A 15,589-nucleotide genomic window follows, 5' to 3' on the forward strand; every position below is an offset into this window, starting at 1 on the left:
TATGAAAAAGATAAAGACTATTTTAGCTATTCTTCCGGCACTATTATTCTCCTGTGCCGGAGATGACGTAGAGAAATATATCCCGCCTACACCGATTGCTCCGTCAGAACCCGGAGAGGAGGTCGTTTATCATAAACGTGCCAAAGAGCAGTTTGACTTGATTAATCAGTGCTACCGGATCAATAGTGGGGCAACAGAAGGACTGTATAATGAAAATTATCCTAAGAAAGACGGGGATAATTCCGCTTCTTTCTTGTGGCCGTATGACGGACTGGTTTCCGGAGCAGCAGCTTTGCATGCCTTAGGTTATGATGTGAATTATGCAGATATGGTAGACCAGTTTGAAGTTTATTATCGTACTCCTAGTGGAACTGTGGGTGGTTATGGTTCTCAAACCAATGGTACTACCGGTAGTGGAACACGTTTTTATGATGATAATTCTATTGTGGGGATTGAACTGGTAGAGGCTTTTAATTTGCTAAATAATCAAGATTATTTAACGAAAGCTAAAAGAATCGTTGAGTTCCTGCAAGCTGGTGAAGATGATATGTTTGGAGGAGGTCTTTGGTGGAATGAGGACCAGAAAGGACAGCAGGGAGTTGGTGATTCGAATAAACCGACATGCGCTAATGGATATGCAACGCTATTCTTGCTTGAATATTATTCTGTATGTCCTCAAGAGGAAAAAGCGGATGTGTTGGCTCTGGCAAAACGTTTATATGCTTGGACGTTGACTAACTTGCGTGATCCGGAGGATGGCTGTTACTGGAATGATAAACAAGCAGACGGATCCATTAATAAAACAAAATGGACTTACAATACAGGTGTAATGATTTCTAACGGAGTCCGTCTATACAAAATAACAGGTGAGCAGACTTATCTGGACAGTGCCATTGCTTCTTCCGAAGGTGCGTATAATTATTTTGTACGTCCGCTTAATGGGTTGGCGTTGGCTTATCCTGATCATGACCCTTGGTTTACAACCAAATTAGTTCGTGCATTTATTGATATTGAACCTTATTACAAAAATGCAGGCAATTATATCAAAACATTCATCAACTTCCTGGATTATGCATACGAAAATGCCCGTTTATCAAACGGACTGTTCTATGAAGACTGGACAGGAGCAACTCCAAAACGTGCTGAACAGTTGTTGATGCAGGATGCTGCGCTTGAATCTTTGGGAATGATTGCTTTGTACAAAGGAGAAACAGTGACAGAGGAATAGGATATGAATAGTAAAATTAGAAATATAGTTTTATTTGTATCGACGGTATTCGTGCTTCTTTCTTGTGCCGGAGAATCAAAAACGACTCCGAATAAAGATAAGGCAGAAGAAATGTTTCAGCGTGTTTGGGAACTCTACCGGGTTCCCAAATACGGCCTCTTCTCTGAATATTACCCAAGCAGTCATCGTCCTGATCTGACTTATTTTAATGATTCCACCCGGCAAGCGCAGGAAGTTTCTTATCTGTGGCCTATGAGTGGTGTCTTTTCTTCGGCAGTGTTGATGGCTGCTATCGAACCGGAGAAATATACGGTTTATGTCGATTCGATGGTGATGGCAATGGAGCGTTACTATGATACAACGCGTGTTCCTTTTGGTTATCAGGCTTACCCTGTTCAGTTTGGAAAGGTAGACCGCTATTATGATGACAATGGTTTGGTGGGGATTGATTATATTGATTCTTATCTGGTAACTAAAAATTCTCATTATCTGGAGAAAGCGAAACAGGTATTGACCTTTATTTTAAGTGGCTGGGATGAGAACTTTGAAGGAGCTGTTTCCTGGCTGGAAGGAGTGAAAGATCAGAAACCTGCCTGTTCTAACGGAAAAGCGATGGTGTTGGCTTTAAAACTTTATGAAGCAACTAAAGATGAGTATTATCTGGAGGTGGGAAAGAAGTTCTATCATTGGATTGATAAATATCTGAAAGATCCGGAAAGAGGAGTCGTTTGGAATTCATGGTTAACAACGACTTCGGCAGTATGCCCGGATTTGTATACTTACAATACAGGTACTTTATTACAAGCAGCTGTAGCTTTATATAATTATACGGGTGAGCAGGCGTATCTGGATAATGCTAAATTTCTGGCAGAAGGAAGTTACAAAGTGTTTTTTAAGTATACGGAAGACGGTATTCCTTATATTGCAGATTTGCCTTGGTTTAATTTGGTTTTGTTTAGAGGTTATCACGATCTGTACAATGTTACGGGGGATTCAAAATATGTGGATACGATGATAAAAGGACTGGATTATGCTTGGGAGCATGCACGTGACCAGGCGGGACTGATGTATCATGACTGGACAGGGCGGACTGATGAAAAACGTAAGCCGAAATGGTTATTGGATGCTTCGTGTGTACCGGAGTATTATGCACGTGTGGCGATGATTAAAGGAGAAGTTACAAACAGAAAAAATAAATAAATGATGAAATTAAAATGGATAGGCAGCTTGTTGATTTTGGCAGGTGTTGTTGGGTGCAAAACACCTGATCGTCCCAATTTGGTAGAATATGTAAATCCTAATATCGGAACTGTACATAGTCGTTGGTTTTTCTATACTCCGGCTGCGGAGCCTTTCGGCTTGGCTAAGTTAGGTGCATCTACAAACGGTACGTATGGAAACAATCAAGGTTGGGAGGCCGTAGGTTATGAAGACGGTCATACTTCTATTGATGGCTTTCCTTGTCTGCATGAGTTTCAGATAGGTGGCATTGCATTAATGCCTGTAACGGGAGAAGTAAAAACAAACCCCGGAAAACTGGAAGATCCCGATAAAGGTTTCCGTTCCTGTTTTGATAAGAAAGATGAAACGGCTCGTCCGGGATATTACTCTGTATTATTAAAGGATTATCAGGTAAAGGCAGAACTTACCGCTACGGCTCGTGTCGGATTTCAGCGGTATACATTTCCCGAGTCGGAGAATGCCCATATTTTGTTTAATATAGGTAATCGTCAGGGAGAAAGTGGAGCAGTGCGTGATGCGTATATCAAACAGATAGATGAAAATACAATTGAAGGTTACGTGATTACGGAACCGGAATACGTGAAGAAATATCAGGCAGGCGCTTCCGTTGCCATGTATTTTTATGCTAAATTGGATCGTGCGCCGGAATCTGTCGAGGTATTCTATCAGGATAGTGCTTTAACGGCTCGTAACGAAATAAAAGGGCCCGGGGCTATCATGTGTCTGAATTATAAAACAAAGAAAGATGAAGTAGTCAATGTAAAAATAGGTCTGTCGTATACTTCCATCGAAAATGCCAAAGTGAATTTGGAATCAGAAGCGAAAGACCTTACTTTTGATGAGGCTATGAAAGCGACCACAGATAAATGGAATGAGTCTTTGAGCCGCATATTGGTTTCCGGTGGTACGGAAGATAGCAAAATCAAATTTTACACTGGGTTGTATCATGCATTATTAGGTAGAGGACTCGCGAGTGATGTGAACGGGGCTTATCCTAAAAATGACGGTACTATCGGTCAGATACCTTTAAATAAAGATGGCAAACCGGAACATAATCATTATAATACGGATGCGGTTTGGGGAGCTTACTGGAATCTTACTTCTCTTTGGGCATTGGCATATCCGGAATATTATAATGACTTTGTAAACAGTCAGTTGCTGGTGTATAAAGATGCTGGTTGGCTGGGTGATGGTATTGCAACCAGTAAGTATGTTTCCGGGGTAGGAACCAACATGGTGAGTATCACTCTGGCAGGTGCTTATAACAGTGGAATTCGCAATTTTGATGTGGAAACAGCTTATCAGGCAGCATTGAAGAATGAACTGGGCTGGGAAGGACGTATTGAAGGTGCGGGCAAAATGGACGTAAAACAGTTTGTTGAAAAAGGTTATGTGCCTTATGAGAATAGTGTTCATTTCGGCACCCATCCGGAAGGTTCCAGTTTCTCCGTATCTCATACATTGGAATATAGTTTTAGTGCTTATGCGGTGGCTCAATGGGCAAAAGCCTTGGGACGTACGGAGGATTATAAACGTTTGATGGAACTTTCTGCCGGTTGGGAGAAGTTATTCGATGATTCGTTGAAGATGATTCGTCCGAGAGTGCCTAGTGGTGAGTTCATTGATAACTTTAATCCATTGGAATCATGGAGAGGATTTCAGGAAGGAAACGCGATGCAATATACTTTCTTTGTTCCACAAAATCCGGCTCGTTTGATTGAAAAGGTTGGAAAGGATGAATTTAACAACCGGTTGGATTCTATCTTTACGGAAGCTCGTAAGTCGATCTTTGGCGGTGGAAAGGTTGTAAATGCCTTCTCGGGTTTACAGAGCCCTTATAATCATGGAAATCAGCCTAGTCTTCATATTTCCTGGTTATTCAATTTTTCCGGTAAACCTTACTTGACACAGAAATGGACGCGTTTGATTTGTGATGAGTTTTACGGAACAAACGGAGAGCATGGTTATGGCTACGGTCAGGATGAAGATCAGGGACAGTTGGGAGCTTGGTATGTGATGGCGGCAATGGGATTGTTCGATGTACAGGGCGGTTCTTGTGAACGGCCGACTTTCCAGATTGGCAGTCCGTTGTTTGATAAGATTGAAATCAAACTTAGCCCGATGAATGCGACGGGAAAAACGTTTGTGATTGAAACGACTGGTAATATACCGGATGCCTATTATGTACAGTCTGCTACGTTGAACGGTAAACCGCTGGAACAATGTTGGATGTACCGGGATGAACTCTATAAAGGTGGAACATTGAAACTCACAATGGGTAATCAACCGAATGAAAAATGGGGAGTGGAAAATCCGCCTCATTGTTCTGAATAAACAGCTTATTTTCCTCGGTGCCGATGTTGCTTGACATGGTGTCGGGGACTCTACATTTTATAATATAGTGAGTTAAATATGAAAACACAAAACTCTATTTATGCCGCCCTTCCCGTTCTTTTCGGGTTCTTTGTAATGGGCTTCTGTGATATAGTCGGCATTTCGTCCGATTATGTTCAACGTACTTTCAACTGGTCTCCTGTGATGACGGGATTTGTTCCTTCATTAGTATTTATCTGGTTCCTGTTTTTGAGTATTCCTATTGGAAATCAGATGAACAAATGGGGACGTAAAAATACAGTTCTGCTTAGTATGGGAATAACGGTAGTGGGTATGTTATTACCATTGATCGTTTATAATAGCGCGACTTGTATGATAGCTTATGCTCTTTTGGGAATTGGTAACGCTATTCTGCAAGTTTCACTGAATCCGTTGTTAAGTAATGTGGTAACCAGTCAACGTTTATTGACTAGTAGCTTGACGGCAGGGCAAGTAATCAAAGCTGTGTCTTCTCTTGTTGGGCCGGAGATTGTATTGTTGGCTGTAGCTCACTTTGGAGACGACAAATGGTATTATTGCTTCCCGATATTAGGTTTTATTACATTATTATCCGCTGTTTGGCTGATGGCTACCCCTGTTAAGCGAGAAGATTCCAGTGCTGCAACCCAACAACTTTCTATCAGTGATACTTTTTCTTTGTTGAAGGATAAAACGATTCTGTTGTTATTTTTGGGTATCTTCTTTATTGTGGGGGTAGATGTTGCCACTAACTTTATCAGCTCTAAGCTGATGGCAGAACGTTTTGACTGGACGACAGAACAAGTGAAGTTTGCTCCACAAGTTTATTTTTTAAGTCGTACGGTAGGTGCTTTATTGGGTGCTTTCTTGTTGGCCCGTATCGCTGAAATAAAATATTTCCGTGTGAATATTGTTGCCTGTATTTTCTCTTTGCTTATTCTGGCTTTTGTGAAAAACGATATGGTAAATCTGATTTGTATCGGTGCTGTCGGTTTCTTTGCGTCATCCGTATTTTCTATCATTTATTCGATGGCTTTGCAGGCAAGACCGGAAAAAGCAAATCAAATTTCAGGGTTGATGATTACTGCTGTTGCCGGTGGCGGAGTAGTTACTCCAGTTATTGGGTTTGCGATTGGAACAGTAGGTGTTATCGGAGGCGTTTTTGTCACTTTAGCTTGTGTGTTTTATTTGACTTATTGTGCTTTTGGAGTGAAAACAGCCAAAGCATAGTTTTATTGAGAGGAGGAAGCTATCTTTGCCCGAATCCTGCTCAATGACATGGAGGTTCTTAGACGGAGAAGTTGCTTTCTCCGTCTGAAGTAAACTTTTGTTTTTATTTGATGATTATCTTCATAGCTTGTGCATCAAATGTCACAGACTCGTTCCGGAATAGTCTTTCTATATGTCCGCTCGTTATCATCTCATTTGTGGGGAGACTATACAATTGTGGGTTGTCAATCAGCATGATCGTGTCGCAGAGAGACAGGGCAATGTCCAGGTCGTGTGTGGAAAACAGGATACATTTTCCTTCCGTTTGCGCGAGTTTTTTCAGTAGCAGACAGAGTTCGTAGCGATTAGGTAAATCCAGAAAAGCAGTAGGCTCATCAAGAAGAATGATAGGTGTGTCTTGTGCAAGTGCGCGTGCTATCATGATTCGTTGGCATTCTCCGTCGGACATCTTATCCATTGTCTTTTCTGCATAATCGGACATTCCTACCAGGTGCATGGCAGTAACCACTCTTTTCTCATCTTCCGCCTGTAACTGTCCGATCCAGTTGGTATAAGGAGCACGTCCCAATGCGACTACATCTTTACAACGCAGGTTGGCGATGCGTACTTTGTCGGTAGTTACAAAACTAATCTTTCGGGCTAATTTCTCCGGTTTCAGTGAAGCGATGTTTTTCCCATGCAGGATGATTTCTCCGTTTTTAGGTGTTTCCAACCCCATGATGGCACGGAGAAGCGTGCTTTTTCCTGTACCATTCCGTCCGAGCAGTGCGACAAGTTGCCCACCCGTGATATGGGTGGAAACTTTCTCCAGCAATATACGTTGTTCGTATCCTAATGTCAGATCTTTTAGTTGAATCATTTGAATATACGCAAGTTTTTACCTATTACCCATAAAATAACCGGAACACCCAATAGCGCAGTGATGCAATTCACCGGCAACAGAAACTTCTTGGCTATGATGTCACAAATCAGCATCCCGATCAACCCTGTCAGCATTGTACCTGGCATCAATATCCGGTGATTGGCGTTGTCAAACAGAATCCGTGTGATATGTGGGATAGCCAGCCCGATGAATCCTACCGGACCGCAAAAGGCTGTGACCGTTCCTGTCAGTAACGCTGTAGATATAAAAATAAGCGTTCTTGAGCGCTTGATATTCATTCCCATGGTGCGTGCGTAATTTTCACCAAGCAACAACAGATTCAGTGATTTGATGCAGGCGATGGATAGTAGTAATCCTATGCATATTACTGGTAGCATAATCGTTAATTGCCCTGTCGTGATGTGGCTAAGTGAGCCCAAAGACCAGAGTGTGAACATTTTCAGTTGTTCTGCAGAACTTAGGTATTGTAATATCTGGATGATAGCTCCCGCCACATAACCTATCATGACTCCCATAATCAGTACACCTAATATATTCTTTACTTTTCGACTGATGATGGCTACTCCTAGCAGTATGGCGGAAGTCCCTATCCACCCCGAACCTACAATACCGACTGATTGCAGAAAGGGAAAATCTGTCCAACCGAGAAGCGGGGCGCCTAGTATAAACAATGCCACTCCAAGACCCGCCCCGGAGCTTACTCCCAACAGGTAAGGATCTGCCAGCGGATTCTGGAAAATTGTCTGCATTTGCAGACCGCTAACTGAAAGCGCTATACCTATCAATGCAGCCACTATGACGCGGATAAAGCGGATGGAGAGAATTATATTGCGGGTGGTTTCGTCACATTCACCTCCGGTGAGTACTGCTCCTATCTTTGATATAGGGATGAAAGTATCTCCTGTTGCCATATCTACTAATAGTAACAGAATGGCAACTATTCCTAATGCGGTGAATAATAGAGCGGTACGTCTGCGGGATTGTTTCATTCCAGGTGTCTGTAATAATAAGGTGAATCGGAAACGAGTTCCGGATGGAAAATATGAATCAGATCACGCAACACCACATCAGGACGAACAACTGCTGATTCCCAATAATCATTGCCTCCTGTCGATGTCAGTCGCAGGTTATTGTTGTAGACTGTCTTTTCCCGGACGGCTTTAGCATCTGCAAATTTAGGATTGACAGCTTTTAATTCATCTAATGTGGTGACCGAACCTACATTGATCCAATAATCTGCCTTTTGTATCAGTCCGTAGGCTGTTTCCAAGCCGATAGGAGTTGAACTGTTGGAATTGTTCTCTTTGTAAATGTAGTCTGCTCCAGCGTCTGCGATTAATTGTGCCATGTAGCTTTGAGTGGAAGGCATTACCCAACTGTCGTTCCACGGAGTGTTGAACATGACGGTAGGGTGTTGGCTGATGGAGTCGGTGAGAGCTTTTAAAGCATAGTAGCGTTTCGGGATTTCCCGGAACACCTCAATCCCTTTCTCCCGGTTATCAATCAATTCGGAAAGAACAACCATCCACTCGGCTTTTCCTAGTGGAGATTCTTCCAGATATTCTCCCATATATATATAAGGTATGGCTAATTCTTTCAGTTTATCTGTAACAGCTGTTTGAGCATCACCAATGCCATATAATAGTACGACGTCCGGCTTTAATCCCAGCAACAACTCATAATTCATTTCCGCTCCCATATCTTTGATTGAATCTTTGTGGGCGAGAATGTAGGGATTAGACACGTAATTGATGCCGGATACTCCGACAATACGTTTGAGTTCTCCCAATGCATCGAGCATGGCGATGTAGGAAGAAGACATACATACGATATTTCTGGCTCCGGCAGGAATGACAGGACCATTAAAACCTGCAGGAGCTTGCTCTCCGTTGCGCGAAATGAAATAGGACATTTTCACGTCCTGTGCTCCTTGCCATGGATTGGAAACTTGAATGAGGGTACTGGCCGCATTGTCTGCCCCCAGGATTTTAAATCCGGAAGCGTATTCGGGAGTATATATATCCTGATTGAATCTCTCCAGAGATGTTTTATTACGTGATATACAGCTTGCCAAAAAGAAGAGGCATAGTAGCGCGATGGTTAAGATTGGAGATTTCACTTTTATACAGATTTTAATTAGAAAAAAGATTAGTGGATGCTCTCGAGTGGCAAAGATAGGACTAATTATTAGTTTGTTTTTATTTTCATTAGAATTTTCTTCTGATTTGTTTCTATTTGATGTATCTTTGCCGCAGAAATTTTGGTGTCATTCGTCCGATGCTACGGAAGAATGGTGAAAAGGGAATCAGGTGTAAATCCTGAACAGACCCGCTGCTGTAAGCTCCGCCAGAAGTTTTCCTACAATACTCAAATCCACTGTCTCGCTTTGGAGAGATGGGAAGGGCGTTAGGAAAATGGAGTAAGTCAGAAGACCTGCCAAAATTGAATTCTTGAAACTTTCCGGGATTAGAGTTTGAAGAGTGCAGTTTTTAATTCAAAATACATCTTTAATTGCTGATGTGAAGTTTCAGAAAGGAGAAATATGCCTTTTTGAATGTACCATTATACGGGGGAGAAGTACGTATATTGGTTTGAGTATGTAGAAAATTGCATCCTTGCTGTAACCTTATGAAAGTTTATTATTTAAATTAATAAACAGGAGGATTATGTTCAGGCAGATTCATTTTAGAGTATTTTGGATAGGATGCTTTTCGAGCATGTTTTTATTACTATCAGCACAAAGTAAACTGGATAGCTTACACCATCTTCATGAAGTAGTAATTACTGCTAAAATTAATAAGGAAGTGATTCCGGTACAGTCTTTATCTGGTGATAAGTTAGAAAAATTAGCCGTACATTCGGTTGCAGATGCCATACGCTATTTTTCGGGAGTGCAAATAAAGGATTACGGTGGAATAGGAGGATTGAAGACCGTAAATATCCGAAGTATGGGGACGAATCATGTCGGAGTGTTCTATGATGGCATTGAATTGGGGAATGCACAGAATGGAGTGATTGATTTGGGACGCTTTTCTTTGGATAATATGGAGGCCGTTACTTTATATAATGGGCAGAAAAGTGCTATTTTCCAGCCGGCGAAAGATTTCGGTTCTGCCGGTTCTATTTATCTTCAGTCGAGAACGCCTGTTTTTCAGGCGAATAAGGCTTATCATGTAAAAGCTGCTTTTAAAACAGGTTCCTTTGGCGTTGTCAATCCATCTCTACTTTGGGAACAGAAACTAAGTGAGAATGTAAGTGCGTCACTTAGTACTGAATATATGTATACCACCGGAAAGTATAAATTTACTTATGCAGTAGCTGGGGGATACGATACTACGGCAGTCCGCCGTAATGGCGATGTGAATGCTTTACGCACGGAAGGTGGTTTATATGGTAAAATAAAAGGCGGTTACTGGCGCACAAAAGCTTATTTTTATAATTCAGAACGTGGGTATCCCGGTGCTGTTGTGCGGAATCGTTTTTCACATGAAGATCGCCAATGGGATACCAATTTCTTTCTTCAGTCTTCTTTTAAGAAAGATTTTGGTGAAGCATATAGTCTGTTGTTGAATACCAAATATGCATATGATTATTTACACTATTTGGCAGATCCCAGAAAAGAGGAGGCTACTATGTATGTAAATAATACATATCGTCAACAGGAGGTTTACTTGTCAATGGCTAATAGAGTCACTGTTCTTCCTTTTTGGGATATAAATCTTTCAGTGGACTACCAGTGGAATAAGTTGAATGCCAATCTGACTGATTTCCCTTATCCACGGCGAAATACGACGTTGGTGGCAGCGGCTACCTCTTTGCATTTTGATCGTTTTAAGTTTCAGGCTAGTGTCTTGGGAACTTTCGTGCATGAGAACGTTGCTTCGGATACTACTTCAGCTGGGAATAAAATGGAATTTACTCCTACTGCCATCGCTTCCTATAAACCTTTCAAGAATATTGATTTTAATTTGCGTGCCTTTTATAAGCGGATATTTCGTATGCCGACTTTAAATGATTTGTATTATACATTCATAGGAAATATCAAATTAAAACCAGAATATACAAATCAGTATAATATTGGATTCACTTATCAGAAGTTATTTACCGGAACATGGTTGCAAGCCTTGAATGTTCAGTTGGATGCATATTATAATGAAGTGGAAAATAAAATAATAGCTACTCCTACCAATAATTTCTTTCGTTGGACAATGATTAATTTGGGGCTTGTTGAAATAAAAGGAGTGGATGTTGTTTTACAAGGAGGCTGGAAATTAGGTGATAATTGGACCTTTGACAGCCGCTTATCATATACTTATCAGAAAGCACAGGATTTTACTGATAAGTTGGATGAGGATACATATGGAGGACAAATATCGTATATACCTTGGCATAGTGGCTCGGCTATACTAAATGCTGAATATAAATCATGGGAACTAAACTATAGTTTTATATATATAGGTGAGCGCTATGGTATTTCGGCCAATACTCCGCATAATTATTATCTTCCCTGGTATACAAGTGACGTGTCTCTGGCAAAGAAATTCAATTGGAAAAAGAAGGATTTCAAGTTGGCTTTGGAAGTCAATAATATTTTAAATCAACAATATGAAGTGGTGAGGGCTTATCCGATGCCAGGAACTAACTTTAAATTCATTTTAAACTTAACTATATGATTGTGAATAATATTTTTTCACGCATCTTGTTTGGAATATTAGCAAGTTGCTGTTTGCTGGCTTGTCGGGGGGAGCTTCCGGTTTTACCGTCTGATGAGATAGAAGTCGGTAAGGATCCTTTAGGGGGTGTTCATATTAAAGGAATGTATCTTCTCAATGAAGGAAATATGGGTAGTAATAAGTGTACACTTGATTTTTATGACAGTACTACCGGTAAGTATCATCGTAATATTTATGCTGAACGGAATCCATCTGTAGTGAAGGAGCTGGGAGATGTTGGAAATGATTTGCAGATTTATGGAGACAAGTTGTATGCTGTAATCAATTGTTCCAATTTTATAGAGGTGATGGATGTGGAAACTGCACAACATTTGGGGCAAATAGATGTGGTTAATTGCCGTTATATCACTTTTAGTAATGGAAAGGCGTATGTCAGTTCGTACGCGGGGCCTGTTGGGATAGATCCCAATGCGCGTCCGGGAAAAGTGGTTGAAGTGGATACGACAAATTTAGCTATCACCCGTGAAGTGGTAGTCGGTTATCAACCGGAAGAGATGGTGATAAAGGATGGAAAACTTTATGTTGCCAATTCTGGCGGATATCGTTTCCCTGATTATGACCGGACTGTATCGGTTATTGATTTGAAGACTTTTCAGGTTATTAAAACAATTGATGTAGCTATTAATCTTCACCATATGAAGTTGGATCGTTATGGACGTATATATGTTAGCTCGCGAGGGGATTATTATGGAACCGGATCAAATGTCTTTGTTATAGATACTCAAACGGATTGTGTGACAGGAAGCTTGGGTATTGCCGCGAGTGAAATGTGTTTAAGTGGGGACTCTATTTACATGACTAGTGTAGAATGGAGTTACGTTACAGAAAGTAATACAATTACTTATGCTCTCTATGACGTGAAACAAAATAAAATGGTCTCTCGCAATTTTATAACCGATGGAACAGAGGCGGAAATAGCAATTCCGTATGGGGTGACTGTGAACCCGGAGACGAAAGAAATATTTGTAACAGATGCAAAAAGTTATGTTGTGCCTGGTTATCTCTATTGTTTTAGTCCTGAAGGAAAGAAAAGATGGAAAGTCAGGGCAGGCGATATACCGGCTCATTTTGCTTTTACAACAAAAACATTTCAATAACTAACTGATATTTAATAAAAATGGACAAAAAGATTTTAAGACTAACATTAGTCATTGCAGTTTCTTTATTTTGGGGAACTGCATTTACAGGGTGTAGTGATGAAGAAGATACTCCGGCGGCTTATCAACTAAAGAAGGAGGATATTCGTGTATCACAACCGGAGGGTGGTTTTGCGGTTGTGATAGATCAACTACTAAAAGTGCAGGTTGAAAGTGAATCAGACGAAGGAATCTCTTATGTGTGGTTGTTGGATGGTACTGAAATTGCTCAGACGAAAAGCTTGGAGTATATGTTTGAAGAGGTGGGAGAATACGAATTGACATTACGTGTGTCACAGGGAGAGAGTCGTTTTGATTATCCCTTTACGGTTACTGTAACTTTTGAAAACATAGAACCTGCTCCTGAAGGAGCGACAGCTTATGTTACTAAAGTTTTTGATTTTGTTCCGGCTGTCGGACAATTTACTAATACATTGCCGGTATATAAAGAAGGTGATACACAGGAGGCTATGAATGAAAAAGTATTGGCAGCCATTGGCAATAATAAAAAAGGGATGATTTCGTTAGGGGGATTCGGAGGATATGTTGTAGTCGGTTTTGACCATACGATAACCAATGTTACTGGGAAACGTGATTTTCGGGTACTTGGCAATGCTTTTTATTCTGCGGCTAATCCAGACTCTGGCGCGCCAGAAGGAGGAAGTTGTGAACCGGGAGTTATCATGGTGGCTTATGATAAAAATCAGAATGGGAGACCGGATGATGATGAATGGTATGAAATTGCTGGTAGTGCTCATGAAGATGCTACATTAGAATTATGGTATGATAAGGCTGTTGCTGCCGGGAATGATGTGAAGACTTATCGAAATTATGAAATTACTTACTATCGGCCGGAAAAAGAACCGACAACTGCGGAAGAAAGAGAAATGTATATTCGCTGGGAAGATAACCAGGGAAAATCTGGATATAAAGTGAAGAATACATTTCATAATCAATGCTATTACCCGGAATGGATAAAGGAAGATAAAGTAACATTTAAGGGAACTTGTTTGCCTCAAAATGCTGTTGATGAGAGTGGACAAGGAAGTTATTTTGTTTTGTATAAATTCCGATATGGTTATGCTGATAATGAATTGAATAGTAAGGATGAATCTGCTATTGATATAGATTGGGCAGTAAATTCGAAAGGTCAAAAAGTACACCTGCCAGGAGTCGATTTCATAAAGATATATACTGGTGTCAATCAGGAAAACGGTTGGCTGGGTGAATGTTCTACTGAAATATCAGGGGTTGAGGATTTACATGTTTTAGGAGTTGATATTGATGCTCGCAAATAAGCTAAGAAATAATTGAAAATAAAAGTAAGAATGAGAAAGTTTTTAGTATTGGCAACTGTTGCCTTGGGATTTGTTTTTACAGCGTGTGATGATGAAGATAATTTGAATTCGTCTGTATTAATCGGAAATAAGTCGGGAAGTAATGTGATAGTGCAATTAGATACCTTGTATCTGGATGCCCGGGCTGAAAATCTGTCCGGAACGATGGAGTATTTATGGACAGTAGATGGGAAAGAAGTCTCAACCGCTTCAACATATAAGTTTTCACAACCTAAGACTGGAGAGTATGTTATAGGGTTGACTGTGTCGGATGGCAATGGAGAAACTCTTCAAACGAATATAACTGCCAAGGTAGAAGGTCGGTTTGGAAAAGGAACTTTTATTTTGAATGAAGGAAATATGAGTAATGAAACCGGAACTTTGACCTTTGTGGATTCAAAAGGAACAGCGATGGATAGTGCATACTATCGGGTAAATCAAACTTTACTCGGTAATGTCTGCCAGGATTTGTTCATTAGTGATAGTAAAATTTATGTACTTTCTCAAAATGGAGCAAAGAATGGTGGCGAGGGATTACTGACTATTGCTAATGCGGATAATTTAGAGAAAGAAAGAATTTATGATAATGCTACTTTGTCTTGGCCTACTAATTTAGCGGTAATAAAAGAGGCTCTTTATATTCGTGATAATAAAGGTGTCTATATGCTAAATACTTCTACAGATGCTTTGACTTTTGTCGAGGGTACTGGCGGAGCCTTGAAAAATCGTATGGCTGTGGTTGGAGAAAAAGTTTTTGTGATGGGTAGTAAGAAGCTTTTTGTTATTCAGAATGGAACAGTTATACATACTATTCCTTTTGAAAGTGCCTTGTCTGGTATCGCGAAGGCATATGATGAAAACTTATGGGTATCATGTACAAATCCGGCAAGTATTAATAAAGTTAATCCTCTTGATTATACGGTTGAGTCTCATGCTTTAGATGTTAGTATTGGCGCCGGTTGGGGTGTTGCTCCTGCTTTTTCTGCGAAAGATGATATTGTTTATTTCAGTAATGCAGGCTTTAATCTGTATCGACATATTTTCTCTCAAAATAAGACGGAAAAAGTTGCTAATATCAAAGATTATGTAGAAGATGCCGGAACATATTACAATAGCTTAGGTGTTGATCCGGTAAGTGGAGAGGTTTATTTTGCGACTTTAAAGGGATTTTCAGAGTACAAAATAAATGATATTGCCATATTTGATTTTACTAAAACACCAGCTTTACAGGCTGACATTAAAAATAAGAATAGTTTTCCGGCAGGAGTTTTCTTTACGGAGAATTTTAAGTGATAGATTTAACTCTATAATCTATCATTTTTATTGATGAGGACTTTCTCATTCAATCAAAAAATGTCCTTTTAAAAAGAGTCTGTTTTTTGATTGATGGGAAAGTCTTTTTGGGGATTATACTGTGACCTTATGTGATTGGAATGTAATTAGTTTTA

At 40.3% G+C, this 15,589-nt stretch carries 11 protein-coding genes and 1 riboswitch; of the genes, 8 read left to right on the forward strand and 3 right to left on the reverse strand.

What is annotated here, in order from left to right; all coding sequences use genetic code 11:
- Position 1: 1 nt before the first annotated feature.
- The 4 genes from LPH68_RS02890 to LPH68_RS02905 all read left to right on the forward strand — a co-directional run bounded on the left by LPH68_RS02890 (position 2) and on the right by LPH68_RS02905 (position 6,052).
- Positions 2-1,228, forward strand: a complete 1,227-nt coding sequence (locus tag LPH68_RS02890; protein ID WP_008024907.1) for a glycoside hydrolase family 76 protein — start codon at positions 2-4, stop codon at positions 1,226-1,228.
- Positions 1,229-1,231: 3 nt separating this feature from the next.
- Complete coding sequence (locus tag LPH68_RS02895) at positions 1,232-2,428, forward strand: glycoside hydrolase family 76 protein (protein WP_151923846.1); 1,197 nt, start codon at positions 1,232-1,234, stop codon at positions 2,426-2,428.
- Positions 2,429-4,804 (forward strand): GH92 family glycosyl hydrolase, encoded by a 2,376-nt coding sequence (locus LPH68_RS02900; protein ID WP_151923845.1) that lies wholly within the window; start codon positions 2,429-2,431, stop codon positions 4,802-4,804. It abuts the gene before it with no gap.
- Positions 4,805-4,882: 78 nt separating this feature from the next.
- Positions 4,883-6,052, forward strand: a complete 1,170-nt coding sequence (locus LPH68_RS02905; RefSeq protein ID WP_151923844.1) for a sugar MFS transporter — start codon at positions 4,883-4,885, stop codon at positions 6,050-6,052.
- Between the two features lie 103 nt (positions 6,053-6,155).
- Here the strand turns inward: LPH68_RS02905 and LPH68_RS02910 are convergent, their stop codons facing one another.
- From LPH68_RS02910 to LPH68_RS02920, 3 genes are read right to left on the reverse strand one after another with little or no spacing between them, the layout of a single operon-like run.
- Positions 6,156-6,911 carry an ABC transporter ATP-binding protein gene (locus LPH68_RS02910; RefSeq protein ID WP_004313546.1) on the reverse strand — a complete coding sequence of 252 codons (756 nt, stop codon included), beginning with the start codon at positions 6,909-6,911 and terminating at the stop codon, positions 6,156-6,158.
- Positions 6,908-7,924 carry an iron ABC transporter permease gene (locus tag LPH68_RS02915; protein ID WP_151923843.1) on the reverse strand — a complete coding sequence of 339 codons (1,017 nt, stop codon included), beginning with the start codon at positions 7,922-7,924 and terminating at the stop codon, positions 6,908-6,910. The genes LPH68_RS02910 and LPH68_RS02915 overlap by 4 nt, the downstream gene beginning before the upstream one ends.
- Positions 7,921-9,054 carry an ABC transporter substrate-binding protein gene (locus LPH68_RS02920; protein WP_192923132.1) on the reverse strand — a complete coding sequence of 378 codons (1,134 nt, stop codon included), beginning with the start codon at positions 9,052-9,054 and terminating at the stop codon, positions 7,921-7,923. Before LPH68_RS02920 ends, LPH68_RS02915 begins: the two co-directional genes overlap by 4 nt.
- Positions 9,055-9,179: 125 nt before the next feature.
- Positions 9,180-9,391, forward strand: a riboswitch (cobalamin riboswitch).
- A gap of 210 nt (positions 9,392-9,601) precedes the next feature.
- Here LPH68_RS02920 and LPH68_RS02925 point away from each other — a divergent pair.
- Genes LPH68_RS02925 through LPH68_RS02940 form a run of 4 tightly spaced genes read left to right on the forward strand, consistent with a single transcriptional unit; the run spans position 9,602 to position 15,434 of the window.
- Positions 9,602-11,608 carry a TonB-dependent receptor gene (locus LPH68_RS02925; RefSeq protein WP_008641099.1) on the forward strand — a complete coding sequence of 669 codons (2,007 nt, stop codon included), beginning with the start codon at positions 9,602-9,604 and terminating at the stop codon, positions 11,606-11,608.
- Positions 11,605-12,765: a DUF5074 domain-containing protein gene (locus LPH68_RS02930; protein ID WP_004313552.1), complete on the forward strand. Its 1,161-nt coding sequence runs from the start codon at positions 11,605-11,607 to the stop codon at positions 12,763-12,765. The genes LPH68_RS02925 and LPH68_RS02930 overlap by 4 nt, the downstream gene beginning before the upstream one ends.
- A 20-nt stretch (positions 12,766-12,785) precedes the next feature.
- On the forward strand, positions 12,786-14,102 hold the full coding sequence (locus LPH68_RS02935; RefSeq protein ID WP_008641102.1) for a PKD-like domain-containing protein: 1,317 nt from the start codon (positions 12,786-12,788) through the stop codon (positions 14,100-14,102).
- 30 nt (positions 14,103-14,132) lie between these two features.
- The gene (locus LPH68_RS02940) at positions 14,133-15,434 is read left to right on the forward strand and encodes a DUF5074 domain-containing protein (protein WP_004313554.1); all 1,302 of its coding nucleotides are present in this window, start codon (positions 14,133-14,135) and stop codon (positions 15,432-15,434) included.
- Positions 15,435-15,589 lie beyond the last annotated feature (155 nt).

Origin of the sequence: Bacteroides sp. 1_1_30, from assembly GCF_020982715.1 — a bacterium.
Lineage (GTDB): Bacteria > Bacteroidota > Bacteroidia > Bacteroidales > Bacteroidaceae > Bacteroides > Bacteroides xylanisolvens.